Source organism: Haloarcula regularis, assembly GCF_029338315.1.
Taxonomy (GTDB): domain Archaea; phylum Halobacteriota; class Halobacteria; order Halobacteriales; family Haloarculaceae; genus Haloarcula; species Haloarcula regularis.
Genome location: NZ_CP119794.1, coordinates 2,593,436 through 2,619,158 on the forward strand (window position 1 = coordinate 2,593,436; position 25,723 = coordinate 2,619,158).

Annotated in this window: 19 protein-coding genes and 4 pseudogenes; 12 read left to right on the forward strand and 11 right to left on the reverse strand. The window is 65.8% G+C overall.

The features are described from left to right. Positions 1-71 precede the first annotated feature (71 nt). Both P1N55_RS13990 and P1N55_RS13995 read right to left on the reverse strand, forming a co-directional pair. Complete coding sequence (locus P1N55_RS13990) at positions 72-1,109, reverse strand: glycoside hydrolase family 88/105 protein (RefSeq protein WP_276276150.1); 1,038 nt, start codon at positions 1,107-1,109, stop codon at positions 72-74. A 115-nt stretch (positions 1,110-1,224) separates the two neighbouring features. Beyond that, positions 1,225-1,989, reverse strand: a complete 765-nt coding sequence (locus tag P1N55_RS13995; protein ID WP_276276151.1) for an IclR family transcriptional regulator — start codon at positions 1,987-1,989, stop codon at positions 1,225-1,227. A 599-nt stretch (positions 1,990-2,588) separates the two neighbouring features. Here P1N55_RS13995 and P1N55_RS14000 point away from each other — a divergent pair. Genes P1N55_RS14000 through P1N55_RS14015 form a run of 4 tightly spaced genes read left to right on the forward strand, consistent with a single transcriptional unit; the run spans position 2,589 to position 5,671 of the window. Further along, the gene (locus tag P1N55_RS14000) at positions 2,589-3,842 is read left to right on the forward strand and encodes a sugar ABC transporter substrate-binding protein (protein WP_276276152.1); all 1,254 of its coding nucleotides are present in this window, start codon (positions 2,589-2,591) and stop codon (positions 3,840-3,842) included. Between the two features lie 41 nt (positions 3,843-3,883). Then, a complete protein-coding gene (locus P1N55_RS14005) occupies positions 3,884-4,888 on the forward strand; it encodes an ABC transporter permease (RefSeq protein ID WP_276276153.1) in 1,005 nt (334 codons plus the stop codon). Further along, the gene (locus tag P1N55_RS14010; RefSeq protein ID WP_276276154.1) at positions 4,885-5,163 is read left to right on the forward strand and encodes an ATP-binding cassette domain-containing protein; all 279 of its coding nucleotides are present in this window, start codon (positions 4,885-4,887) and stop codon (positions 5,161-5,163) included. Before P1N55_RS14005 ends, P1N55_RS14010 begins: the two co-directional genes overlap by 4 nt. After that, entirely contained in the window at positions 5,069-5,671 is a 603-nt protein-coding gene (locus P1N55_RS14015) for an ATP-binding cassette domain-containing protein (RefSeq protein WP_276276155.1), read from the forward strand. Before P1N55_RS14010 ends, P1N55_RS14015 begins: the two co-directional genes overlap by 95 nt. A gap of 167 nt (positions 5,672-5,838) precedes the next feature. On the opposite strand, the gene P1N55_RS14020 is transcribed toward P1N55_RS14015, so the two are convergent. Next, the gene (locus P1N55_RS14020; RefSeq protein WP_276276156.1) at positions 5,839-6,606 is read right to left on the reverse strand and encodes an SDR family NAD(P)-dependent oxidoreductase; all 768 of its coding nucleotides are present in this window, start codon (positions 6,604-6,606) and stop codon (positions 5,839-5,841) included. A gap of 553 nt (positions 6,607-7,159) precedes the next feature. Here P1N55_RS14020 and P1N55_RS14025 point away from each other — a divergent pair. Continuing rightward, complete coding sequence (locus P1N55_RS14025; protein ID WP_276276157.1) at positions 7,160-9,397, forward strand: GMC family oxidoreductase; 2,238 nt, start codon at positions 7,160-7,162, stop codon at positions 9,395-9,397. Between the two features lie 42 nt (positions 9,398-9,439). On the opposite strand, the gene P1N55_RS14030 is transcribed toward P1N55_RS14025, so the two are convergent. Continuing rightward, positions 9,440-10,606 (reverse strand): CaiB/BaiF CoA transferase family protein, encoded by a 1,167-nt coding sequence (locus tag P1N55_RS14030; protein WP_276276158.1) that lies wholly within the window; start codon positions 10,604-10,606, stop codon positions 9,440-9,442. A gap of 483 nt (positions 10,607-11,089) precedes the next feature. Here P1N55_RS14030 and P1N55_RS14035 point away from each other — a divergent pair. After that, positions 11,090-12,234, forward strand: a pseudogene (locus tag P1N55_RS14035) (acyl-CoA dehydrogenase family protein). A 180-nt stretch (positions 12,235-12,414) separates the two neighbouring features. On the opposite strand, the gene P1N55_RS20005 reads toward P1N55_RS14035, so the two are convergent. The 4 genes and pseudogenes from P1N55_RS20005 to P1N55_RS14060 form a co-directional block, all read right to left on the reverse strand. Next, positions 12,415-12,729, reverse strand: coding sequence for an AMP-binding enzyme (locus P1N55_RS20005; RefSeq protein WP_407067198.1), 315 nt, complete (start codon positions 12,727-12,729; stop codon positions 12,415-12,417). A gap of 195 nt (positions 12,730-12,924) precedes the next feature. After that, a pseudogene (locus tag P1N55_RS20010) lies at positions 12,925-14,177 on the reverse strand (AMP-binding protein); the annotation flags it as partial. Between the two features lie 119 nt (positions 14,178-14,296). Next, positions 14,297-15,405, reverse strand: a pseudogene (locus tag P1N55_RS14050) (hypothetical protein). A gap of 159 nt (positions 15,406-15,564) precedes the next feature. After that, on the reverse strand, positions 15,565-15,918 hold the full coding sequence (locus P1N55_RS14060) for an SHOCT domain-containing protein (protein WP_276276163.1): 354 nt from the start codon (positions 15,916-15,918) through the stop codon (positions 15,565-15,567). A gap of 1,057 nt (positions 15,919-16,975) precedes the next feature. Here P1N55_RS14060 and P1N55_RS14065 point away from each other — a divergent pair. From P1N55_RS14065 to glpR, 3 genes are all read left to right on the forward strand, one after another. Next, positions 16,976-17,758 carry an SDR family NAD(P)-dependent oxidoreductase gene (locus tag P1N55_RS14065; RefSeq protein ID WP_276276164.1) on the forward strand — a complete coding sequence of 261 codons (783 nt, stop codon included), beginning with the start codon at positions 16,976-16,978 and terminating at the stop codon, positions 17,756-17,758. Between the two features lie 63 nt (positions 17,759-17,821). Further along, the gene (locus P1N55_RS14070; RefSeq protein ID WP_276276165.1) at positions 17,822-18,628 is read left to right on the forward strand and encodes a class I fructose-bisphosphate aldolase; all 807 of its coding nucleotides are present in this window, start codon (positions 17,822-17,824) and stop codon (positions 18,626-18,628) included. Between the two features lie 101 nt (positions 18,629-18,729). Next, complete coding sequence (gene glpR, locus P1N55_RS14075; RefSeq protein WP_276276166.1) at positions 18,730-19,500, forward strand: HTH-type transcriptional regulator GlpR; 771 nt, start codon at positions 18,730-18,732, stop codon at positions 19,498-19,500. 42 nt (positions 19,501-19,542) lie between these two features. Here the strand turns inward: glpR and pdxA are convergent, their stop codons facing one another. Together pdxA and P1N55_RS14085 are read right to left on the reverse strand one after the other, a co-directional pair. Continuing rightward, on the reverse strand, positions 19,543-20,538 hold the full coding sequence (gene pdxA / locus P1N55_RS14080) for a 4-hydroxythreonine-4-phosphate dehydrogenase PdxA (RefSeq protein ID WP_276276167.1): 996 nt from the start codon (positions 20,536-20,538) through the stop codon (positions 19,543-19,545). Then, positions 20,498-21,799 carry a four-carbon acid sugar kinase family protein gene (locus P1N55_RS14085; protein WP_276276168.1) on the reverse strand — a complete coding sequence of 434 codons (1,302 nt, stop codon included), beginning with the start codon at positions 21,797-21,799 and terminating at the stop codon, positions 20,498-20,500. The genes pdxA and P1N55_RS14085 overlap by 41 nt, the downstream gene beginning before the upstream one ends. A gap of 254 nt (positions 21,800-22,053) precedes the next feature. Here P1N55_RS14085 and P1N55_RS20165 point away from each other — a divergent pair. Continuing rightward, positions 22,054-22,215, forward strand: a pseudogene (locus tag P1N55_RS20165) (DUF362 domain-containing protein); the annotation flags it as partial. Positions 22,216-22,360: 145 nt separating this feature from the next. Next, positions 22,361-22,585, forward strand: a complete 225-nt coding sequence (locus P1N55_RS14095) for a HalOD1 output domain-containing protein (protein ID WP_276276169.1) — start codon at positions 22,361-22,363, stop codon at positions 22,583-22,585. Between the two features lie 59 nt (positions 22,586-22,644). Here the strand turns inward: P1N55_RS14095 and P1N55_RS14100 are convergent, their stop codons facing one another. Next, complete coding sequence (locus tag P1N55_RS14100; RefSeq protein WP_276276170.1) at positions 22,645-23,772, reverse strand: PfkB family carbohydrate kinase; 1,128 nt, start codon at positions 23,770-23,772, stop codon at positions 22,645-22,647. Positions 23,773-24,450: 678 nt separating this feature from the next. Here P1N55_RS14100 and P1N55_RS14105 point away from each other — a divergent pair. Further along, complete coding sequence (locus tag P1N55_RS14105) at positions 24,451-25,620, forward strand: PstS family phosphate ABC transporter substrate-binding protein (protein WP_276276171.1); 1,170 nt, start codon at positions 24,451-24,453, stop codon at positions 25,618-25,620. Positions 25,621-25,723: the final 103 nt, after the last annotated feature.

Sequence of the window (25,723 nt, forward strand, 5' to 3'; positions counted from 1 at the left end):
TCCGTCTGCGACCGCCGGGTGACCCGACCGGTGCTGTCCGGGTTCGTATGCGAACGGTCTCTCCCGTAGACTCAGACGTCGTCGAACTGGCTCGCAGCCAGCAGGAACCAGCCCTGGCCGTACGACGTCACGCCGAGTGGCATCCGTTCCCCGCCCGGCGGTTCGGCGATGCGGTGGACCGCGCCGTCCTCGTCGACGAGGTCACGGCAGACGTCGAACCCCTGTTTCGCGGCGTCGAGGTAGTCCTCCCCCTCGATGAGCCCCTGTTCCAGGCCGCGCTTGAGCGCGTAGGAGAACATGAGCGTCCCCGAGGCCTCGAGCGGTGACGTCGGGTCGTCCAGGATGTGGTGCCAGTATCCGCTGCGGTCCTGGAGTGTGACCGCCTCGGAGACGATCTCACGGAAGGTCGTCTCGAGCTCTGCCCGACCGTCGTACCCGGCCGGGAGAAACTCCAGTGTGTCGGCGATTCCCGCCGCCGCCCACCCGTTCCCGCGGGACCAGAACGTCCCCGACGGGAAGGTGTTGGGTTGCTCGCGCCAGGCGTGGCGGAACAGGCCGGTGTGTGGGTCCTGCAGGTACTTCGACTGAAGCCGGATCTGCCGGACGGCCTCCTCGAAGCCAGCCTCGTCGACCAGGTCCCCGTAGCGGGCGAAGAACGGGCAGACCATGTATATCGCGTCGACCCAGAGCTCCTTGCGCTCGCGGATGTGCGGGATTCCCCCCTCCTCGGTCCGATCGACGTCGTCGAAGTACTCGTACTGTCGCACCGCTGCCGTCCGATACCGGTCGTCGCCGGTCTTCCGGTAGAAGTCCAACACCGCGTGCCCGACGGCAGCGGGGTCCGACTGTCCCTTGAACGACGGGAGGTCGGTGCGGTCGATCCACGGCTTGTAGTCCAGCGAGCCGTAGGTCAGCTGCCCGGCGCTCGTCTGGGTCGCTATCGACCTGTCGACCAGCTCCTTGGCCGCTTGCTCGTGCTCCGGGGACCCGGTCGCCAGGAGCCCGTTCAGCGCGACCGCCTTCTCCCAGTCCTCGGCCTCCATGTCGCGGCTGATCGTGTGCTGGGCGACGCGGTCTATCAGTTCAGATGTGGATATCGATGTTGACATGCCTAGCTACACCGTGGAACACACAATTGTAGTATATAAATTCTCGGGTGTCCGGTACCGACGAACGGGGCTGATTCGCCCTCTCGCTGCTGCCGCCGGCCCGGCCGAGTCGCGCCTAGTACGTGAGCCTGAGCTCGATCTCGTTCGTCGCGCCGAGTAACGCCTCGGGTATCTCGTCTCTGAGGCGGTCGCCGACCATCCGCCTGGCCGGCCCACAGACACAGAGGGCACCGACGGGTTCGTCCTGGTCTATCAGTATCGGTGCACCGACCGACTGGAGGCCCTCGACCGTCTCCTGGTTGTTGAACGCGTACCCCCTGTCCCTGATGTCGGCGAGCTCGCTCTCGAGCGAGTCGCGGTTCGTGATGGTGTGGTCCGTCTGTGCTTCGAGGCCGTGTTGGTCCAGTATCTCCGAGACGCGGTCCTCGGGGAGGTGTGCGAGTATCGCCTTTCCGGCGGCGAGGTGGTGCAGGTGCGCCCGTTTGCCCAGCGCTCCGTGCGTCTGGACCCCGTGTGACCCGACGGCTTTCATGATGTGGACCCCGTATCCGTGCTCTTCGACGATGACCCAGACGACCTCGCCCGTCGTCTCGGCGAGTTCCTCGATCGAATCTCTCGCGAGCGGATACAGCGGGGACTCGTTGCGCGCCGCGACGCCCTTCTCGAAGAACTTGAGCCCCATCTTGTACTTCGTGCCCTCTCTGACCAGGTACTCCATCTCGACGAGCGTGGTGAGGTGCTTGTGGACTGTACTCGGGGCCTTGTCGAGCTCCTCCGCGATTTCGGTCACCCCCCGTGCCTCGCCCGAGTCGAGCAATTCGATAATCCCGAATACGGTGTCCGACGTTTTGACGACCCGGGTGTTTTGCGATGGCGCCATATACTGGCAACAGATTACACGGACTTATATATGTTGGTTTGTGGTATCGCCACTCATGACCCGGGCGCCGGTTCGTCGCGTCGCCCCTCCGGTCGGCGGTTTCGAAGTGAGCGAATTCGGTCCCCGGCCCGGATCTTCCGACCCGTTCGCCCCGTCATCTGTCGCTCCCGACCGCCGTCGACGTCCGCGCTTCCGCCCGACCCGGCCCGTAAGCCCGCAGGAACGACGGGCTCTCGCCGGGGTCGCGTGACGCTGCACTCGTCACTCTGTCGCTGCGCGTTGTCACCGGTCCGCCCCCTCTCTCCCGTCATTCGGTCCGCTCGCGGAAAGAATAACACACGTACGGATGTTATTTTCTGTTCTACAGGAGGGATATCTTCTCTCGTCCGGCGCCGACCCGCTCCGATCGCCGACTACAATTCGCCATTTTCGAAATTCCTGCCGGATCCTCCTCCCGGAGCCCTCGCCCGTCTCGCGAACCCGCATCGAAGGGGGAACGTGCGGGACGCCCGCGTGGCCGTTCACCGGTGTCGGACGCGTCGATAGCACCGCCGGGGCTACGTGGGAAACTTATTTATATCGTTACGTAGTCCGTTCAGATGGCCATGCCAGATAGCAGTCAATTCGATAGTACCAGGCGTCGTATTCTGAAAGCCACGGGGGCCGCGGGGCTCGCCGGTCTCACTGGACTCGCCGGTTGTTCTTCGAACGGCGACGGCGGCGGCGGTTCCGACGGCTCCGGCGGCGACGGCGGCGCTGACGGCGGTTCGGGCGGCGGTGGTGGCGGGCAGAGCGACAGTGGCGGGGGCGACGATGAGACCAACTCGGCGCTCTCGATGGGCTTTTCGACGTACTTCCGGGGTGGGGCGTGGATCACGGCCTTCCTGGAGGCGACGGAGTTCTACGCGAAAGACCAGAACTTCGACTACAACGAGTTTGGCAACCAGGAGAGCGGCCAGAAACAGGTCAGCGACATCCGGCAGATGGCCAACCAGGGCTACGACGGCATCCTCGTCAACACCTGGGACTCCGAGGCGGTCAACCCCGCCATCGACGAGGCGACCGAGCAGGGCGTGCCCGTCTTTACGGCCAACGTCGACGCGACGACCGAGAACGTGACGATGTACGTCGCGTTCAGCAACCGCGCCGCCGCGGAGACAGCCGCCGAGCAGACCATCGCCGAACTCGAGGAGGAAAAACCCGACCAGGACAGCTACCAGATCCTGGACGTCATGGGCGCTCCTGCCCAGCAGATCACCCAGCAGCGCGACGAACCGTTCGTCGAGAAGATCTCGAATACGGACGGCTTCGAGATCGCCGACAAGGTGCCCGGCGAGTTCACCCGCGACGCTGCCCAGCAAGCGACGTCGGAGTGGATCAACGCCAACGGGGCGCCCGACGCCATCTACTCGGCCAACCTCTCGATGGGACTGGGCGTCCTGACGGCGCTGAAGAACGCCGGCCTGGCGGCAAAGCGCGGCGAGGACGACCACGTCGTCCTCGTGCAACTTGACGCCGGCCCGCAGGTCATCGAAGGAATCAACGACGGGTACATCGACGCGGCCATCGACCAGCCCAACTACTTCTACGGGCCTATCGCGCTCAAGTACATGCGCAAGTACGTCGAGGGCGACGGCGAAGACGAGATTCCGGAGGTCGGCACGACCATCACGGCCGATGACCTCACTATCGAGCCTGCACAGCACAAGGGCGTCGAGTTGTGGTCCGAACCCGTGTGGGCGCCCGCCGAGATCGTCGAGAAGGACGGGCACGTCCAGTTTCAGACGAACTCCGTGACCGTCACCGAGGAGAACGCCGACGAACCCTACCTCTGGGGTAACATCTGGGGATAACGTCCCGACAATCGACCAATGCGAACAACGATACTGATACAATGAGTGTGGTAAACCTGCTCCGTCCGACGAGCGAGCGCGACGACGTCGTCCTCACTTTGCTGGACAACATGATCTGGCCGATTCTGGCGCTGACGCTGGTCGGCGTTATGGTCCTCGTGCCACAGACGTTCCGCAACTTGCGGTCCGTCGAACTCCTGTTACACGGGTCGGTGGGCCTGGGCTTTCTGGTGCTGGCGGAGTCGATCTGTCTGATATCGGGGCACTTCGACCTCTCGATCGGGTCGATAGCGGGCTTCTCGGCGATGCTGACGGCGCTGATGCTCTCGCCGAGCAAGTGGGCGCTCTTTTCCGACCCGATTCTGGGGTTCCTCGTCATCCTGGCGGTCGGGACGGTAATCGGGTCGACGAACGGCGTCATGATCAGCAAGCTCGGCGTCAACCCGTTCCTGCAGACGCTGGCCTTCCTCATCATCTTCGAGGGGCTGAAGATATCGCTGAGTAGCCTCCCGGTGTCGGACCTCCCGGAGGGGTACACCGTGGTGGGGAGCACGCCCGAATACGCCATCGGCCTGCTGCTTGTCACCTTCGCCGTCGCGGCGGTGCTGATGAGCCAGACGAACATCGGGCAGGCGATCTACGCGCTGGGGTCGGAGAAGGAGTCTGCGCGCGCGGTCGGTATCAACACCGACCGGATGATAATCGCGGTCTACGGGCTGAGTGGGCTGCTGTCGGCGATGGGCGGGCTGATGCTGACCGGGTTTACGACGACGGTTTCGCCGGAGACGGCAAGCGGGATGGTGTTCCCGGCGTTCGCCGCGGCGGTCATCGGGGGCATCAGCCTCTTTGGCGGCCGCGGGAAGGTCTCGGGCGCGCTCGGCGGGGTCCTCCTGCTGAGTGTCATCCAGTCGGCGCTGAACCTGAGCGGCGTCGGCATCGCCCAGATTCAGGCGGTCAACGGGGCCGTCCTCCTGGTCGCCATCCTGCTGTACAACACGCGCTCGACCATCCGGCAGCGCGTCCTCGCCGCGGAGGTGTCACAATGAGTCGCGCCGAAGACGCGCCCGACAGCTCGGCGACGAGCCAGGCGCCCGACACGAAGGTCCGCTTCGAGGACATCATGAAGCAGTTCGGCCGTCTGGTGGCGCTCGAGTCGATCGACCTGACGGTCAGGGACGGGGAGATACTGGCGCTGGTGGGACAACGGCGCGGGGAAGTCGACGCTGATGAACATCCTGTGTGGCGTCCACGAACAGACCAGCGGGACCCTCTACTACGACGGCGAGCCGGTGACGTTCTCGAACCCGAGCGAGGCCCGTGAGATGGGTATCGAGACGGTCTATCAGGATCTCGCGCTGATGAACGAGCTGGACATCGCGACCAACGTCTACATGGACCAGTTCCCGTCGCGTCTGAGCGTGGGGCCCGTCGAACTGATAGACTGGAACGAGACCTACAGTGAGACCGCGGAGATCCTGGACTACCTGAATCTGGACCTGGACCCGCACTCGGAGGTGTCGTTCCTCTCGGGCGGGGAGCGCCAGCTGGTCGCGATCGCGCGGGCGATCTCGTTCGACCCGGACGTGCTCATCCTGGACGAACCGACGTCGGCGCTTTCCGTGGCCGGGACGGACCTCGTCCACGAGACGATGCGGACGCTGCGCGACGAGGGTCACACGCAGGTGGTGGTGAGCCACAGTTTCGAGTCGGTGCTGGATCTGGCCGACCGGATCGCGGTCCTCTACCAGGGCGAGATCGCGGAGGTCGTCCGGCCGTCGGAGGTCGACAAGGCGACGCTGACGAACCTCATCACCACCGGACACCGGTAGGGTCGGATTTTCGTTCTCGACGCGCTCGGCCGTGCCACGCTGTTCTACCGCGGGTTAGATCTGCGTCCCGTCGGGTCGGGACCGGGAACTGAGACGGGGGACACGGCCCGGCTGTACACAGTCCGTCTGCGAACGCGCGGCGGGGCCGGAACCGCGGTCCGACCGGACTACTGGACGGTGTACCCGCCGTCGATGAGCACCGACGTCCCCGTGACGTACGAGGAGGCGTCCGAGGCGAGATAGAGGGCCAGCGGCGCGACGTCTTCCGGTTGCGCGAACTCGTCGAGCAGCATCTCGTCCAGCCACGTCCGGCGCTCGTCCGGATCGTCCGAGAGGATGTCGGTCTCGACGTATCCCGGATTGATGTTGTTGACGCGGATGCCGTGTTCCGCCCACTCCGACGCCAGCTGGACTTTCAGCCCCTCGAGGGCACCTTTCGAGGCCTGGTAGTCGGCGTGTTTCTGCGGGTGGTTGGCGACGAACGCCGACATCGAGGAGACGTTGATGATGGACCCGCCGTCGCCCTCTATCATCTCCCGGCCGGCGTGTTTCGCACAGAGGAAGGCTCCCGTGGTGTTGATATCCAGCGTCTGCTGGAACTCCTCGACGGGTTTCTCTTCGGCAGGCGTGCTGATGGCGATACCCGCGTTGTTCACCAGGACGTCGACCCCGCCGAAGGCCTCGACGGTCGCCTCGACGAGGGCCTCGACGGCCGCCTCGTCGGTCACGTCCGTGGCGACCGCCCGCGTCTCGGCACTGGTCTCGTCTGCGAGCGTGGCCGCGGCGTCGCGGCCCGACTCGGCGTCGCGGTTGGCGACGACGATGTTCGCGCCGGCCTCCGCGAGGCCCTCGGCGATGGCGTAGCCGATGCCGCGGTTACCGCCGGTGACGATCGCCGTCTCTCCCGTCAGGTCGAATCGGTCTAGCACTGACATCTTCAGACCGTCCGCCTGGCAAGAAAATAAACGTTGGGGGCATCTAGCGGGGCGGTGTTTACTTTAGCAGCAATCGGTTCAGAGAGCCAGAAAGCCCCGGCCGGCTGATCACCCGGCTTCGGGTGGGGCTTTCTGGCTGTTCACGACCTGAATCCCTTAACTAAACACTACCATCTAGCGGCGGTGTTTACTTTAGCAGTGATTGTTTTGGAGAGCCAGAAAGCCCCGGCCGGCTGAACTCGGGGGCCTCGCTGCGGTCCTCACTGCGTTGTGGTCCTTGCGTCGGCCGCCGTCGTTCAGCCGGCCGCCCCTTTCAGCCCCACCCATGCCGGATAGTCAGCGGGCTTTGGGTGGGGCTTTCTGGCTGTTCACGACCAGAATCTCTTAACTAAACACTACCCATCTAGCACACCACGAAGCCGAGGGGCTTCGCCCATCGACTGGCTTTTCGCCCGGTATTGGGACACTTCGCCGTCCAGCCAACCAGTGGTTATAAATACTCGCAGAGAGCAGTGGGGGCTGTGAAATGAGTGCAATGTCCATTCCAGATACATTGGTCACGTTCACAGAGCACCAGGCCGAGACGGCGACAGCACTCTTCGAACGGCTGTTCCCGGCGGACGAAGACCCGGGCGCCGAGGATATCGGCGTCACCCGGTACGTTGACCGTGCGCTCGACGGCCCCTACGAGGACCAGGTGCGGATGTACCGGCTCGGACTCGACGCGCTCGACAGGAACGCCGAGGCAGCGTTCGGCAGGGAGTTCGCCCAGTGTGACGACGCCGAACAGGACGAACTTCTCTCGCGACTTCAGGCCGGCGACTTAGAGGACTTCGAGACGCCACCGCAGACGGAGTTCTTCGGGACCGTTCGGACACATCTACAGGAAGGGCTGTTCGCCGACCCGGTCTACGGCGGGAACGAGGACAAGAAGGGCTGGGAGGTGCTGGGGCACCCCGGCGTCTATCTCGAGAACTCCGCGGCGGAGAACCTCGCCGAGGAGCCGGTCACCAAGGACGGTGACATCCAGTCGATGGCCGACCTGGGGTTCGATCTCGACAGCTCGTCGGACGGCGACCCGGCAGAGACCGAGGGCTACGACCCCCAGCGGGGCGCGGCACCACCTGCCGAGGAAGCCGACGTCGTCCTCGCCGGGGTCGGCGCCATGGGTGGGCTGATTGCCCCCGTCCTGGCGGAGGCCGGACTCGACGTCGTCGCCTTCGAAGCCGGCCCGTGGCGGACGAGAGACGACTACCTCCCCGACGAGCTCGGCCACTCTTACTACTGCCGGGCGAACATGGGCAAGAAGTTCGACAGCGAGACGCCACGCTGGCGCCGGAACGAGGGCGAGGACACCCAGGAGGCCACGTTCTCGCTGGGCCGGATGATGAATAGCGTCGGCGGCTCCGTGATTCACTACGGCGCCTGGCTCCGCCGGTTCCACCCACACCACTTCCGGCAGCGCTCCTACGTCGAAGAGCGGTGGGGCGAGGACGTCCTCCCGGACAACTGCACGCTCACCGACTGGCCGCTCTCCTACGAGGAGCTCGAGCCGTACTACACGCGACTGGAACACGAGATCGGTATCGCCGGCGGTGACGCGAACCCCTACGTCTCCCGGAGCGAGGACCTCCCGATGCCGCCGCTCCGGCGCTTCCGGATGGGCGAGGACTTCCGCGAGGTGACGGAGTCGATGGACCTGAACCCGTACATGGTGCCCGTCGGCATGAACAGCGAACCCTACGACGGCCGGCCGGCGACCACCTACACCGCCTGGAACAACGGCTTCGGCTCGTTCAACGACGCGAAGTGGCACCCCGGGCTCACACACATCCCGCGGGCGCTCGAGACAGGCAACTTCGACCTGCGGACGCACTGCCGCGTCGTCGAGGTCCTGACCGACGAGGACGGCGAGGCCGCCGGCGTGCAGTACATCGACGCCAACGGGGAGCAAAAGACACAGAAAGCCGACAACGTCATCCTGAGCGCCTACTCCTTCGAGAACGTCCGCCTGCTGCTCAACTCGACGGACGACCACCATCCCAACGGACTGGGGAACAACACGGGTCAGGTCGGCAAGCACTTCATGACCAAGATGTTCGCCCACGTCAACGGCTACTTCCCCGACGACGTGTTCAACCGTCACACCGGCCCCGCCGCCCAGGGCATCATCCTCGACGACTATCTCTCGACCGACTTCGACTCGGTCGAACGCGGTGGCTTCGTCGGCGGTGCGACGCTGGGATCGGAAAACCAGTACCTCCCGATACAGATCAGCCAGGAGTCGCTCCCCGAGGACGTGCCGGCGTGGGGGCAGGGATACAAGGACCACCTCCGGGACTGGCAGCACGTCGGGACGGTCCGCATCCAGTCGACCGCCCTCCCCTATTCGACGAACTACCTCGAGCTCGACCCGGACCACCGCGACACGAGCGGCGTGGGCATGCCCGTCCTCCGCATCACGTACGACATGCGCGAGAACGAGCAGCGACTGCACGAGTGGATGGAGGACAAGTCCGCCGAGATACTCGAGGAGATGGGCGCGTCGAAGACGTGGCGCGGCCCGCGCTTTACCGGCGTCGGCAGCAGCCACGACCTCGGTGGCTGTCGGATGGGTGAGGACCCCGAGACATCCGTCGTCGACCCCAACCTCGAGGTCCACGACACGCCCGGACTGCACGTCTACAGCGGGGCGGCGTTCCCGACGTGTCCCGGCATCAACCCGACGCTGACGATGTGGGCCATCTGCCTGCGGGCGGCCGAGAACCTCGTCGACTCGTACGGGGCGTAACACCGCGTTTTCGAAGGAAGCGCCGACGGGGACTGAGGCGGTTCAGTCGTCTCCAAGCACGTCGTCGGGGTCGTATCCAAGTTCTTCGAGGATCTCCTCGGTGTGTTCACCTGCCGTCGGCGGCCGTCGCCTGACGGACCCGGGACTCTCGCTCAGCCGGACCGGGAACCCGGTCGTGGTGAACTCGCCGCCGGTCGGATGTGCGACCGACTGTAGCATGTCGTTCGCTTCGACCTGCGGGTCCGAGCCCATGTCGCTCGTCTCGTTGACCGGCGCACACCAGATGTCGTGCTCGAGGAACGTGTCCAGCCAGTGCTCCGTCGAGCGGTCCTCGAGTTGGGCCTCGATGAGCGGTTTGATCTCGTCGCGCCGGTCGTAGGCCTCCTGCCACGTCGTCACCGCCTCGAGGGCCTCGTCGTCGAGAATTTCGCCGATCTCGGCGGGCATCGACAGCGACAGGGCCAGGTACCCGTCGGCGGTCTCGTAGACGCCGTAGGGCGCCGGGTGATGGACGTGTCCGACGCCGGTCGCGCTCCGCTCTGCCGGCTCGTCCGTGTTCTCCAGGACGCCCAGTTCCTGCGTCTGGAGGTCGATAGACGCGCTCAACAGGTCCCCCTCGATTTTCTGTCCGTGGCCCGTCCGCTCGCGGTAGTGGAGCGCCGCGAGGATGGCGACCACGAGGTAGGTCGCGGAGTGGATGTCGATCATCGACGTCGCCTGTGGCGTCGGTGGGTCGTCCCGCCGGCCGGTGAGCGACATCATCCCCGACATCGCCTGGATGAGGAGGTCCTGGCCCGGCCGGTCGGCGTACGGCCCCGTCGACCCGTACCCGGACGCCGAACAGTAGATGAGGTCGGGTTTCGCCTCGGACAGCTCCTCGTAACCAAAGCCCAGTCGGTCCATCACGCCCGGTCTGAAGTTCTCGACGACGACGTCGGCCTCCTCGACTAGGTCGTAGGCGACGTCGCGGTGGACGTCATCTTTCAAGTCCAGCTCGATGCTCCGTTTGTTCCTGTTGAAGACCAGGTTCAGGATGCTCTCGCCGTCCAGGTACTCGTTGGCGAGCGACCAGTGGCGACTCCACTCGCCGCCGGGGCGCTCTATCTTGACGACGTCCGCGCCGAGTTCGCCCAGGATCTGCGTGGCGTAGGGGACCTGTACGATCTGACCGAAGGTGACCACAGTAACGTCTTCGAGCGCAGCTGACATAGCCCGAGATGGACAGTACTGAGATAAAGGATTTTTGCTTACGGTCCAGCCGCTGTTGCGGCTCGTGGGACGCGCCCCGTCACGCACCGTCGACAGTTCGCTATCTTCGAATCTGTGGACACTGGATAACATCCGTACGGCCGTTATTCCGACGCGGGAGCGACGGCGACGATACGGTCAGAGCTGCCGGGCGTTGGGCAGGCCTGCCAACGGACTGCTGGAGTGATGCCCGGGTACTAGCCCGGTGGTGTCTGTCGTGCGTGATGTGAAATGAGCCAAACCAGGCTGTATCGGCTCTCTAATGCGAGTATTCGCTATCTTCGAACTATTATGATTCCTAGTTGCCATGTCTTCGGGATTTGTCGCGTAGCAGTGGTGGGCCCGTCGCGCCCGGTTCGCGTCTGGGCCTCACCGCAGACTCTCGGCTCCGCGTCAGGTGGCGTGTACAGGAATGCTTTTATATCGAGAGGTGGACCTGTACCCATGGCGTACGAGTTAGACGAGAGCCATCGGCAACTGCGTCGTTCAGTACGGGAGTTCGGGAACGAGATCGTCCGTCCCGCAGCGCAACGACTCGACGAGTCGACCTACCCGACGGAGGTCATCGACGCCGCCGCGGCCCGTGGCTACGTCGGTCCGATGATCCCCGAGAAGTACGGTGGCGGCGGCCACGACACGGTCGCTGCGTCCATAATCGTCGAGGAGTGTGGCGTGCCGACACCAACATCGGGTTCGTCATCGGCATCAGCGGCTTCCCGACCAACGTCGAACTCCTGCTTGAACACGGCGACGAGTGGATGCGCTCGGAGTGGTTCCCGAAGGTCGCCAGCGCGGAGGTGGCAGACGGCATCGCGGTGACCGAGCCCGACCACGGCTCCGACCCGGCCGCGATGGAGACTACCGCCACCCGGGATGGCGACGAGTGGGTCCTCGACGGGACGAAGACCTACATCGGGAACGCCACGAAAGCGGCGTACCTGCTGGTCTTCGCGAAGACGTCCCCCGACGCCGGCCACCGTGGTATCAGCATCTTTCTCGTTCCCACCGACGTGCCCGGTTTCGAGGCCGAGGCGCTGACCGGCAAGATGGGCACCAGGGCCGGTAACCTGGGCAGGGTCGAGCTCGACGGCGCCAGGATTCCCGCCGACCACCTGGTCGGCGAGGAGGACAGGGGGTTCTACCACTTCATGAACTCGCTGGCGAAGGGGCGGGCCATCGTCGCCGCCCAGGGCGTCGGGGCCGCCAGCGCGTCGCTCGACGCCGCGACGTCGTACGTCACCGAGCGCGAGCAGTTCGGCCAGTCCATCGGCGAGTTCCAGTCGGTTCGGCACCGCATCGCCGAGATGGCGACCCGGACGGAGGCCGCCCGGTCGCTGACCTACCGGGCCGCCACTGCGGCCGAAAACGGGGCCGACGATGCCACGGACCTGGCGAGCAGGGCGAAGCTCTTCGCGACGGAGGTCGGTTTCGAGGTCGCGGACGACGCCCTCCAGCTGCACGGCGGTGCCGGGTACGCCGGCGAATATCCGGTCGAACGGTACGTCAGGGACGTCCGGTCGACCCGGATATACGAGGGAACGAGCGAGATCCAGAAGAACATCATCGCCGACAACATCCTCCCCGAGTGAGCGAGCCGTGGCCTGCCGAGTGCGGACGTACCTGTACGGATTGCCGCCGCAATTGCCGGTCACGTGACCCGGTTCGTGCGCGTCGTCCCCGCGGTGGTCCGGTCCCGTCCCGGGTCGTCGCTGACCGCCCGTCTCCGGTGAGACGACCAGTGCCTCCGCCCGCACCGCCCTCGATACCGTTTACAGCGACCCGTCGATGCGTTCGAGGGCCCGCTGCCGCAGCGTCTCCGTGTCGGCCTTCCCGGTGCCGCTCAGCGGTATCGCGTCCACGACGAAGACGCGCCGGGGGTGTGCGAACGCCGGCCCCCGGTCCAGCGCGAACTGTTTGACCGCCGCCGCCGTCACGGGACGGTCTGTGACGACGAACGCCACGGGCGCCTCGCCTTTCGTGTCGTGGGGCACGCTGACGACGGCGACGTCGGTCACCGCGTCGTGCTGGAGCACCCGCTCTTCGACGTCGGCGGGATAGAGGTTCTCTCCCCCGACGATCATCATGTCGTCCAACCGGCCCAGGATGAAGTGGTAGCCGTCCTCGTCCTTCCGTGCCAGGTCTCCGGTGTGGAGCCACCGCGTCCCGTCGATGATCTCGAAGGCGGCCCGCTCTGCCGCCGGTCGCTCGTCGTAGCTCCCCAGTCCCGGGTTCGAGACCAGCAGTTCGCCGGGGTTCCCGTCCGCGACCGCCTCGCCCGTCTCCGGGTCGACGACGCGGGTTCGACACCCGGGAAGCGCCAGCCCCGCGCTCCCGGCCTTCTGTGGCCCGTCGCGAGGCGAGTGGGTGACCACCGGGCCACCCTCCGTGAGGCCGTAGACTTCGAGCAGCGTCGCGTCGAAGACGTCCTCGAACTGGCCGGCCAGCGTCTCCGGGACGGTCGCACTGCCACAGCTGGCCCACGAGAGACTCGCCGTGTCGGAGGCCGCGACGAGTGCCGGTGCTTCGACCAGTCGCTTGAAGATGGCCGGGACGCCGGTCAGGTACGTGACCTCGTACGTCTCGATGGTCTCTATGACCGTCTCGCGCTCGAACTCCGGCAAGACGACGCAGCTGGCGCCCGCAGCGAGACACGGCTTGACGACGCCGGTCATCGCGTTCTTGTGGTACAGCGGCGTGACGACGAGTCCGCGCTCGTCCTGCGTGATCTCGAGGAACTCGCGGAAGCTGTCCGTACACCACCGGACGCCACGCTGGGTGAGCACGACGCCCTTCGGGTCACCGGTCGACCCGCTCGTGTAGGCCTGTATCGCCGGGTCGCGTCCCGTGAGAGGGACCGGGTCGTACGCGGTCTCGGCCTGCGCAGTCAACTCTCGCAGAGCGCGCCAGTCGCTGTCGACCCGGAAGTCTGGCGCCGGCTCGCCGTCGACGAGGACGGCCACGTCGCCGTCGGCGTCGTCCAGCCCCCCACGGATGGCCGGCCGCTCAAGCGCCGTCGCGGCCGCTATCACGACCGACGCGTCACAGTCCTCGAGGATATGGCCGACTTTCCGGCGGTCGAGTGGAGGTTCACCGGGACCGGGACCGCACCGGTCCGGCATATCGCCAGGAAGAGGACGACGAACCGCGGACGGTTCGGATAGCAGAGTGGGACCCGCTCACCCGGCGAGAGCGACGTCGCGTCCAGCGCACCGGCCACGCGGGCCACTGACTCGGCGAGATCGCCGTACGTGAGCGTTTCGCCGGTGGTGCCGTCGATGATCGCTGCCCGCTGTGGGTCGGCGCCGGCGACGTCGTCGTGGAGCGTCCCTAGGGTTTCGTTTTCTACCACGGCAGTACACACCGTCCGATTCGCCAGCGGTGACAAAAATTGTTTTGGAGCGCGGGCCGGTATCGAGCGGGCACACCCCAACTGCCCGGGGCCAGCGTGGTCGTCCGCTCCCGTTCGAAGCAGTCCGCCAGCAGCTCCTCCCGGGCGTCCGTCGCTTCGACCCATCCGCTCGAATATATTCATCGAGGCGCTGGTTCCGGTTTCGGATATCGTGATTTCGAACGGAAGCGAATAAATATACACCTCTAATTGGATTATCTGCAGACAAAATTGACAAACCACTCACTCGATTCGCCAGAATGTCACTCGAACCCTTCGAGATACGATCCGACGGCGCCGACGACGGCCTCGTAGGTCGGCGTCTTCCCGGTCCTGACGAACTCCCTGGCCAGGGCGTTCCCCGCGACGAGTGCCTCCCGGTCGGTCAGTCCCTCGACAAGGCCGAACGAGAAGCCCGCGTTGAAGTGGTCGCCGGCGCTGGTCGTCAGCGCCGGGTTCGCGACGCGCGGGACCGCGACACTGGCGCTGTCCGTGGCGGTGTGCGACCGTGACCGGTCGACGCCGTGTGAGACGAACCGGGTCACGTCGACGGCGTCGAACACCCCCTGGACCGGGTCCGACACCGGTCCTTCTGCCACCGCGTCGGCCAGAGCTCGCGTCTCCGCCCGGTTGGCCGAGAGCGTCACGGGGGCCAGGTCATCGAGGCGCTCGGTCGCCGCCACCGTCTCCCGGACCGTCCCCTCGTTCAGTTTCCGGATATCCGCGGGGTCGACCAGCAGGTGTGCCGGCGGGTCGCCGAGTGACGGCCAGACCTCCGTCCGCAGGCCGTCGAGGATACTCGCGAGGTGCGGGGCGATAGCCCAGTAGCCGATGCCGAACAGCTTCGTCCCGTCGATGGCGTCGACGAGCGTCTCGTGGTCGACGCTCGCCCGGAGCGTCTCCCAGTCGAGGTGGCGGACGTCGCCCTCCTCGTTGAGCATCAGCTTACCGTCGTCGAACTCCACGGCGTCGGTGTAGCCCGGGTCACCGAGGCTGTGGGTCTCGAGGTGGCCGAACTCCCGCTCGAACTGCGGGTGCCGTGGCTCGCCGAGCATCCCCACCAGCGTCGGCCGGTAGTCGAGGTGGTCCCAGGCGCGGGCGAGGTGGCAGACGTGTCCCCGGCCCGAGTCCCGTCGGTCGTCCAGTTGAGCGAGAGCGAGCTGTCGGCGGCGATTGCCTCGTCGATTCGGTCACGGAGCGCGACGAGGGTCTCCAGCGATTCGAACGTCCCGTCGGCGGCGTCCGCACCGACCTTCCGCACCGTGTCGACGTAGCCGTCGAAGCCGAAGACGACGGTCCCACCGGTCGGTTCGGCCGGGAGGGCTCGCTGGCAGGTACGGACCGCCTCGACGGTCGCATCGTCGGGTGTCATGTTCCCCCGTTCACCGGCGGGGGAAAAGATAGATTCGGGTCGGCGCGCCTCCAAGAGCCCCGTCGTGTGACGTCTCGACCCATGCCAGCTGAACTAACAACTCGGAAATACGTATCGTGGTGGGGGTGACCGGGCGGGGACTCGGTTCGCCCGGCGGCCTCACGACGGCGCGCGTCGGTCCCCACCGTCACTGAGTCTGGCCGCCCGGTGCTCGAACTCCTCGTCGGTGAGCTCGCCGCGGGCGTATCGCTCCCGCAGCACCGCCTCGGCCCGACCAGAGTCGGTACCCGACCTGCCGGTGCCCAGCAGGTAGACCACGCCGACGAGGAGCACGCCGAGCAGGACCAGCCAGATGAGCGGCATCAGGAACTCGAACCCGGCGCTCCCGGCGTTACTCCAGGGTGCGAGCCCGTTCCGGGCGACCCAGTCGGGCCCCATCGGACCGTGTGGTCCCATCGGGCCGTGTGGCCCGTGGGGCCCCCACTGGGCGACGCCCTGTACTGGAATGTTCATCGTTGTCGTCCTCCACTAGTACTGTTGGCTCGCAGTGACGATATACCGCGAGGACGATTCTCGGCCGGTAAGAATCTCCTCCGGTCACCCCGCGTCCAGGGTGGTCGGCGGCCGACGTTCGCGCCGCCGCTCCCGCGGTGGCCGGCGACGGAAGTGGTACGGACAATCGTCGAGGGCTGTCCATCGACACGCCTTTCACCGGAATCAATACACATATTTTCGGCCTTCGAGATCGATTTTGGGTGTAATCTCGACAGATGAGTACAGTACTGGCGAGTGCGAGTTTAAATTGACAAATATATCTTTATATAGTACAAATATCGCATCGGATTTCGGATGACGAAGGTACGAACTCCCTATATACTCGAGTATGTCGATACTCTCCCATTTCCGATTTCGAAAATCGAATATCTGCTGGACGAACGCGCTCTGTCACTTCCCGCTGTGAACGGTCCGGCGTCGGGTGGCGTGTCGCCGGTGCGACGACGCCTGGACCTAACAAACGTACGTATGTTATAATAGTCTCTGTCGTCGGGGTACCCCGCCGAAGTCGGCGTCTCCACCGGCTGCGCCACAGCGGGTGCCGGGGTTCGTGGCACCGGTCGCGGTCCGTCCGTCGGTCGGCGTGGGCACGTCTGCGCAAAATAACCCGAACTGGGACATAATTCTGACCACTTTACAAAAAATTTAGAATTTTACAATCAAAAATTACTACACCATTCCTGACACTGCGACGAAAAAACCGCAAGACTGCGGGGCTCTGCAGATTGTGGATTGTTAACACGGCTCAATATATATGAATATTTTGGCCAGTTCTCTATACAATTAATTTGCAATGCGGAGAAATATTCACGCGCCGTTCACCGTCAGTCACACGCTTGCCAGGGGGTGGTGTTTACTTTAGCAGTGATTGCTTCGAAGAGCCAGAAAGCCCCACCCATGCTGGATGGTCAGCCGGCCGGGGCTTTCTGGCTGTGCACGACCTGCACCGCTTGACTAAACACGACCGCGCCGGGTCCCCAAATGTTTAAAACGTACGTTGACGCAGTAACCGACGATGCCGGACTACAGTTCGGACTTCGACGGTGACACCGTCGTGGTCACAGGCGCGACTTCAGGTATCGGACGAGCAATTGCCATTCGGTTCGCGGAGGCGGGGGCCACCGTGCTCGTCGCGGACATCGAGGCCGAACCCAAGGACGCAGACGTCCCGACGGCCGAGTACATCCGCGAGCAGGGTGGGACGGCCGAATTCGTCCAGACGGACGTCTCGGACGCCGACGACATCCGTGCGGTCGTCGAGAAGGCCCGGGAGTACGGCGGCGTCGACGTGATGGTGAACAACGCGGGGCTGTTCATCGGCGGGAGCCTCTTCGACATCACCGAGGAGGAGTTCGAGCGGATCCACGAGGTCAACGCGAAGGGCGTGTTCTTCGGCTGTCAGGCCGCGGCCGAGGATATGATCGACCGCGGGGTCGACGGGTCGATCGTCAACATGGCCTCCATCAGTTCCTTCGTCGCCCAGCGAGATCAGATCCAGTACGACTCGACGAAGGCGGCGGTGAAGATGATAACCCGCGGGGCGGCCCTCGAACTCGCCGAGCACGACATCCGGGTCAACGCCATCGGTCCCGGACAGATCGCGACCGAGTTCATCGACGGCTGGTCCGAGGAGGCCCCCGAGAAGGCGGCGACCGACGGGCTGATCAAACCGGTCCCCGCCGGGCGTGCGGGTACGCCGGACGACATCGCCGGCGCCGCCCTCTATCTGGCCAGCGACGACGCCGACTACGTGACCGGCGAGGTGCTGATGGTCGACGGCGGCTGGCGGACGATCTGATGGGACGCGAGCCGCCAGGAGAATAGTTTTATAGGTGGCCTTACAGAGGACTAGCTGAAGCCAATGAGCACACAGCAACTCCTCGACACCCCGTCGGGGAACGCAGTCGTCGTAGCGCTCGATCACGGACTCAGCCTCGGTGCGCCTGACGGATTCAAGAACCCGGTAGAGACCATCGACAGGGTCCTGGCGGGGGAGCCGGACGGCGTCCTCGTCGGGCCGCACATGGCCCGTCACTACCAGGACCGCTTCGAGGAGGCGGACGTCGACATCGTCGTCACCGCCGACGTCGTGACGTGGTCGACCAGCCCCGGTCGGGACCACGACAAGGACCTCTGGACGCCGGCGTTCGACGCCGAGTTCCTCGCCGAACTGGACCCCGTCGGCGTCAAGACGGTGCTCGTGTTCGGTCGCGACGACACCGAGGTGTTCCGCCGAAACGTCGAGTACATCGCCGAGCTCGCCGAGGACCTGCGCGGCACCGGCATTCCGCTGGTCGTCGAGCCGGTCATGTGGGGTCGACGCGTCCCGGACAAGCTGGAGACGGACGTCGAGTTCGTCGAGGACGCGATGCGCATGGGCTGGGAGTTCGGTGCGGACATCCTCAAGGCGCCTTACACCGGCAGCGTCGAGACGTTCGAGCCGCTGGTCGAGAACTCGCCGGTCCCCGTGATGATCCTGGGTGGCCCGGCCACCGGTACGACCCGGGCGATGCTCGAGTCCGTCGAGGGTGCCATGGAGTCCGGCGCTCGCGGCCTGATGATCGGCCGCACCATCTGGAAGTCCGAGGACCCCGAGCGGACCGTCGCCGCCCTCAACGACATCGTCCACGAGGGCGCGTCCGTCGACGAGGTCTGGGACGAGGCGTAATCGCCGACCGACGCGGGCGAGAGACGTAAATACCAGTCGGCGTTACACGGAGGTATGCCAGCCACACCGTCACAGCCACGCGCGCCCGGGGGTGCTGTCCCATGACGACCCCGGAGAAGCGTCGCCGGTCGATCACCGAGCTGGTCACGAAACACGGTGGGCTCTCCGTCGAGGAACTCGCCGACCACCTCGACGTCTCCGAGTCGACCATCCGACGTGACCTCCGTGACCTCGACGACCGCAACCTCGTCGAGCGGACGCACGGCGGGGTCGTGCCCACGACGGACGTGGGCATCGAACGGTCGTTCAATCGCCGCCTCATCCAGCACTTAGAGCGCAAGCAGGCCATCGCCGACCGGGCCGTCGAGGAGATCTCGGAGGGCCACGTCGTCTACTACGACGCGGGGACGACGACGATGCAGGTCGCGAAGGCCGCGCCGGGCGACCGGTCGACCATCGCCGTCACCAGCTCGCCCCTGTTGCTCCTCGAACTGGCGAAGGCGGAGGGGACGGTGAAGATGACCGGCGGCGAGTACCGCAACGAGACGAAGGCCCTGGTCGGGCCGACGACCGAAGAGTACATCCGAAACTCCAACTTCGACCTGGCGTTCATCGGCGTCAACGGCATCGAGGCCGACGGGATGCTCTCGGCACCCAACGAGTCCGAGGCGAAGATAAAGCGCCTGGTCGTCGAGCACTCGGCGCGGGCCGTCGTCGTCACCATCGCGGAGAAGTTCGGCGAGCAGAGCTTCCGCCGCTTCGGGTCGATAGACGACGTCGACCTCCTCGTGACCGACGAACGCGTCCCCGACGAGTACCGCGACCTCTTCGAGGAGACCCAGCTCGTCGAGGACGTCTTCGACGGCGGGTGAGGCGCCGGCGTCTGGTAACGCGGTCCGGAACCGGACTCGCGGCTACCGGGCGAGTCTGACGGCCGTCGACACCGCGTCGATCATGCTCTGTTCGGAGGCGACGCCCTCGCCGGCGATGTCGAAGGCGGTGCCGTGGTCGACGCTCGTGCGGATGATGGGCAGGCCGATGGTGACGTTGACGCCGCTGACGGCGTCCCCGTCGCCGGTGAACCCGAGCATCTTGATGGGGATGTGGCCCTGGTCGTGATACATCGAGACGACGCAGTCGAACTCACCGGAGGCGGCCCGGACGTAGACCGTGTCCGGCGGGAGCGGGCCGGTCACGTCGACGCCGGTCTCGGCGACCTGCTCGATTGCCGGTTCGATGGTCTCGGCCTCCTCGTCGCCGAGGAGTCCGCCGTCGCTCGCGTGGGGGTTCAACCCGGCGACGGCCACCGACGGCTCGTCGATGCCCAGGTCGCGCAGCGCCTCGTCGGTCACGGCGATGGTCGAGGCGACGTCGTCGACGTCGAGGTCACAGGCCTCCCGGAGCGGGATGTGCGTGCTGACGTGTGTCACGGTCAGGTCGTCCTCGATGAGCATCATCGAGTAGTCGTCGGTGCCGGTGTAGTCCGCGAGCATCCCCGTGTGGCCCGCGTACTCGCTGCCGGCCATCTTCGTCGCCTGCTTGTTGATGGGCGCGGTGGTCATCGCGTCGATGGCACCGGCCTGTGCCAGCTCGATGGCGCGCTCGATGTACTCGAGACTCGCCTCGCCGTTTTCCTTCGAGAGTTCGCCGTACTCGTGGTCGGCCACGTTGTCGAGGTCGATGACCGGGACGACTCCCGGGTCGGGCGTCGCGTCGCGCGGGTCGTCGACGCGACGGACCTCGAGGCCGGGGGCAAACCGGTCGACGGCGTCTTCGACGACGGCCGCGTCCCCGATGACGACGACGGTGGCATCTTCCACCAGCGTGGGGTACGATTTGACAATGACTTCGCTGCCGATACCCGACGGGTCACCCATGGTGACGCCGACGGTGATGCTTCGATCGTTCATCGGATTGACCCAGACGAGCGAGGGACTTAATGATTGCCTGCTCGCCGCCGAATCCACCCGCCTTCGTCACGACGGCCGTCCCGTCCGCGACGCCACCCTCGACGGCCGCCAGCGGGACGCCCGGCGCTATCGCCTCGCCGGCCATGCGGAGCCGCGTCGCCTCGAGCTCGTCGAAGACGGCCCGTGCCGTCGCGCCGCCGGTCAGGAAGAGGTTCGGTGCCCGTCCCTCGCCGACGACACCGGCCGCGCCTGCGGCGAGCGCCTCGGCGACGCGTCGCCGTACCGTCGCGCCGTCGACGGCCGCGTGCTCGCCGGCGGCCATCGCCCGGTCGACGTCGGCGCGTGCCTCGGCACTCGAGAGCAGGACCGTCCCGTGGTCGTCGAGGGCGGCGCGGCCGCGGGCCGCCAGGTCGGCCCCAGCCCCCGTCGGGTCGGTGACCGCATCCGCCACGGCGAGCTGTCGCCGCAGCGCTGCCGGGATGACCTTGAGCTGTGCGAGCGTCTCCGGGGCGACGCTCCCCGAGACGCCCACCACCGCCCGGTTCCGGTCGACGTCGACGTCCGCCCCGGACGGCACCCCCGGGACGGTGATGTGGCGCGCGAGCCCGCCGCTGCCGACGTACAGACACCGCTCGGCGAGCGCCTCGGCCGCCGCCGCGAGCGTCCCGAGGTGCCGGTCCGTCACGGCGTCGCAGGTGACGACGACCGGCCCGTCGGTCCCGGCCAGCGGTTCCAGTGTGTCGCGGACGGCGCCCGGCCCGCGCGCGACGGTCTCGACACCGACCGATTCGACGGGCACGGGACTCTCGGCGAAGAGTTCGGGGAGGGCGTCGTGTGTCGGCGGGCGCTCTGCGTCGGCGCCGGGCGGCGACTCGGTCACCAGCCGGCCGTCGACGAGGTGGTAGCCGCCCGCCGTGAGGCGGCCGCTGGTCGGGAACGCCGGTGCGACGAGGACGAGCGCGGGATCGACCGCGTCCGTCGCGGCCTCGACCTCCGAACGGACGTTCCCGCGGAGGGTCGAGTCGACTTTCTTGTAGACGACGGCCGGGTCGTGGGCGTCGAGGACCGCACGCACGCGGTCGGCGGCGAGTGCCGGGTCCACGGAGCGCGAGTCGGTGTTGGCGACGACGACGTCGCCGCCGGCCGGCATCTCGCGTTCCGGGCCGACGACGACCCGGGTGTCGTAGTCGCGTGTCGCGAACTCGTGGCCTGCGTCGCAGCTCCCGGTCAGGTCGTCCGCGACGACGAGACAGCGGGTCATCGGACACCTCCCCGGCGGCGATCATCTCGGATGTGGTGTACTAACATCTGCCGATCCATGATACATATGGCGGGTGCTCCGTAAAGAAACATTCGCCCGGATACTCCCCCGTCAACAGGCGGCGAATCCGTAAACACCGGCAGGGCGGGAGTACGCGTCTCCATGGCGTTCGAGTTCCCCGACCGCGAGCGATTGGAGTCGACGAACGACGCCGACGTGACCGACCTATCCCGTGCCTACTGCGTCAGCTGTGACCGGCGGCGGACCTCCTGGATCAGGGGCCCGAACTGCTCGAGCGGTCTGTCCCCGAGCTCCCGGGCGACGACCTGGACCTGCTCGTCGTCGACGAGATGGGCAAGGGGATCAGCGGGCCCGGCCTCGACACGGACGTCGTCGGTCGGGTGCGGTTCAACAACCAGGCGGAGGTCTCCGGCACATCCCGGCCGCAGGGTCCGGAACTGGTTTCACCTGGCACACCAGCGTCCACGATATATTTACATAGACCGTTGTGGAACTCCACGTAGGCCCATGACAACGAGTGGCAGGTACGGGGAATCGCCCGTGCGAGACTCCGTCCTGGAGGCGGTGGTACAGCACGTCGGCGAGCACACGGGCCGGCGGCCGACGGACCTGCCGCCGCTGTACGAGGCGGTCGACCCGACTGTCCTCGAGGTTCTCGTCGCATCTGCCCGGCAAAACGAGACGCCGCTCTCCGTCCGGTTCGCCTACGCCGGTCACGCAGTCACTGTCGACCAGGACGGTGCCGTCGGCTGTACGCCCCGGTAGCGCGGGGCGCTAACCAGTGCCGTGCCAGCCCGCGGGCACGACCGACGGACCGTCGTGCGCTACGCGAACTGCTCGCCGTAGTTCCTGACGGCCGCGGCGACGTCGTCGTAGGTCGGCGTCTCGCCCGTCCGGACGAACTCGCGCGCGAGCGCGTTGCCCATGACGACGGCGGCGTCCTCGGGCAGTCCCTCGACGAGGCCCAGCGACAGGCCCGCGTTGAAGTGGTCGCCCGCGCTCGTGGTCAACGCCGGCGACTCGACGGGCGTGACCTGGACGCCCGTCGTCCCGTCGTCGCTGACGACAACGGACTCGCTCACGCTGTGGCCGACGAACCGATCGACCGAGAGAGAGTCGAACGCCACGCGCGCGTCCGCGAGGAGTTCCTCGCCGTCGTGCGCGCCGAGGACGGACGCGAGTTCCTTTGTCTCGTAGCGGTTCGCCGAGACGGTCACCTCGACGTCCGCCGCGAGGCGGCGCGTCGCCGCGACGATGGACTCGAGCACCGTGTGGTCTATCTCCCGGATGTTCGCCGGGTCGAGCAGGACGTGTTCCGGCGGGGCAGACAGCTCCGGGAAGACCTGCTCGCGGAGGCCGTCGAGGATGCCGGGGAGCGCGGGAATCATCGCCCAGTAGCCGATGCCGAGCAGCTTCGCCCCGTCGAGTTCGTCGACGAGCGTCTCGACGCCGACGCGGTCGGTGATCGTCGCCCAGTCCAGCGTGGCGGCGCCGCCGCTCTCCATCAGCATGAGCTTCCCGTCGTCGAACTCGACGGCGTCCGTGATGCCGGGGTCGCCAAGCGAGTAGATAGTACAGTCCGCGAACTCCTCGGCGAAGAGGTCCCGCACCGGGTCGCCACACATCCCGACCATCGTCGGGTCGAACCCGAGCGTGTCGTACGCGCGCGAGAGATGGCTGACGTGGCCCCCGGTTCGCTGGCCGTGGCGCTCCCACGAGATGGCCAGCGAGCTGTCGGCGGCCGCCGAGGTCACGATCTGCTCGCCGAACTCGGCCAGCGTCCTGATGCGCTCGCTCTCGGAGGCGCCGGCGTTCGTCCCGGCCTGCCTGACGTTGTCGACGTACCCGTCGAAGCCGAAGACGACGTCGCCGCCGCTCGGTTCGTCGGGCAGGTGGTTCTGGCACGCGGCGACCGCTTCTCTCGTCTCGTCGTCCGGGTAGTCAGTCGCCATTGGTCTCACGTCCACGGCCCGCCGTCGGTCGTCGGCTCTGTGCACCGGCTGTACGCGTCCGTCGCTCGACTGGCCGCCACGGTGTCCAGCGACGACTGTCCGACTGGCTCGACTCGAGTACCGCGGGTACTCGAGACGCTGCTGACAGACTCATGTGTTGGGCTACCGTTCGGGATGACATAAATGATGAGGAGACGGCGTCGTCGGCACCGGTAATATCCACTCACATATCCCGCGTAGATGGCGCTATTGAATCGCGCTATGGAAAGATAAACTCTATTTCTCCCCAGATATCGGATTATTGGGTTTAAAAGACTCTAAAAGAGGAATTTGGGAAATATATAAGAAGTATAGCATCAAAATGTGGCTTCCTTCCTGTAATTTATACTTTAAATATCATTTTAGACTTTAAATAACCTATATTTGGTAGCAAATACGACGAATACGCATATTTTAACCACTATTTGTCGATAGACGGCCGAGTCGATGTGCGACGTCGTCGTGATTAGGCCCGGGACGAGCTGGGCTTCCCGGTGATCCTAGTACTGGGAGCGTGCGTGCCACCGACGCGAGATACTCTCACACTTCTATTTATACTCCAGCATACTATATAGAGAATATACCTGGCTGTAGCCATATTATAAACCCGTTTAATACACCGTCCCCCTCTATCTGGTGATGGCGCACGACTCAGACCGTCTTTCAGACCGCGTATCGCGGCGCAAGTTCATCGCGACGACCGGAGCGGCCGGCGTCGCTGCGGTCGCAGGGTGTTCGAGCGGTGAACCGCCGGGGTCCGCGGGCAGTTCTGATGGTGGGAGCTCCGATGGTGGGAGCGGTTCCGACGGGGAGAGCGAGGCGACGGAGGCCTCGACAGACAGCGCCGACAGCTCCGGGAACTCCTCGGGCAGCGTCTCGTCGCTCGAGGCGGGTGGCTCCTCGACGGTGTATCCCATCATGAACTCGGCCGCGTCGTACTGGAACGCGAACCGGCCGGCCAGCGACTCCGAGTACTGGCCACACGGCGAGTACGACATCGACACGGACCTGAACCTCGCCGACTACTGGGGCAGCCTCTACGGGTTCGAGTCGACAGGCGAAGGTGAGCCGCCGTTCAACTTCTCGGTGGCACTCTCCCACTCGGGAACCGGTGTCGAGAAGGTGATGAACGGGCAGATCGACATCGGGAACTCCTCGGGTGCCGTCGAAGACGAACTCCCGGACCGGGACTCCTACGAGGACTTCACCGACCACGTCGTCGGCGTCGACGGCCAGCCGCTCGTCGTCTCCCAGGAGATCGCCGACGCTGGCGTCGAGAAGATCACCGGGGACGAGCTCAAGGCCCTCTACAAGGGCGAGATAACCAACTGGACGGAACTCGGCGGCCCGGACCGCGAGATTCAGGTCCTCGGACGCGTCAAGGGTTCGGGCACCCGGACGTCCTTCGTGGCCAACGTCTTCGGCAACCCGAAGGAAGACACCGTCGTCGCCAACCGCTTCGGCCAGAACCAGCGGCTCGCCCAGGCTATCGCCCAGGCCGACAACGCAATCAGTTATCTCGCGCTCTCGTTCATCAACACGAGCGGCGTCGCACCCATCGCCCTCGAGTGGGAGGGGACGACCTACGCCTACCAGGACGACGAGAACGGGCTGGACTCCACGGAGTACCCGCTCTCCCGTGACCTGCACTGCTACACGTGGCAGGGCACCTCGGAGAAGGAAGCGGCCGTCCTCAACATGGTCCTCTCTGACTTCGGGCAGGACACCTTCGTCGCTCCGAACAACTACTTCACGCTCGGCGCCCGCCGTCAGGAAGAAGAGCGCGAGAAGCTCCCGGAACAGGCCTGAGACGGCCTGACGAGCCCACACGCCGGCCGATCCGGAACGAACGCGACCTCGGTATTCGCCATGACACCACGTGACTCCCACGAATCGAATCCAGCGAACTTTT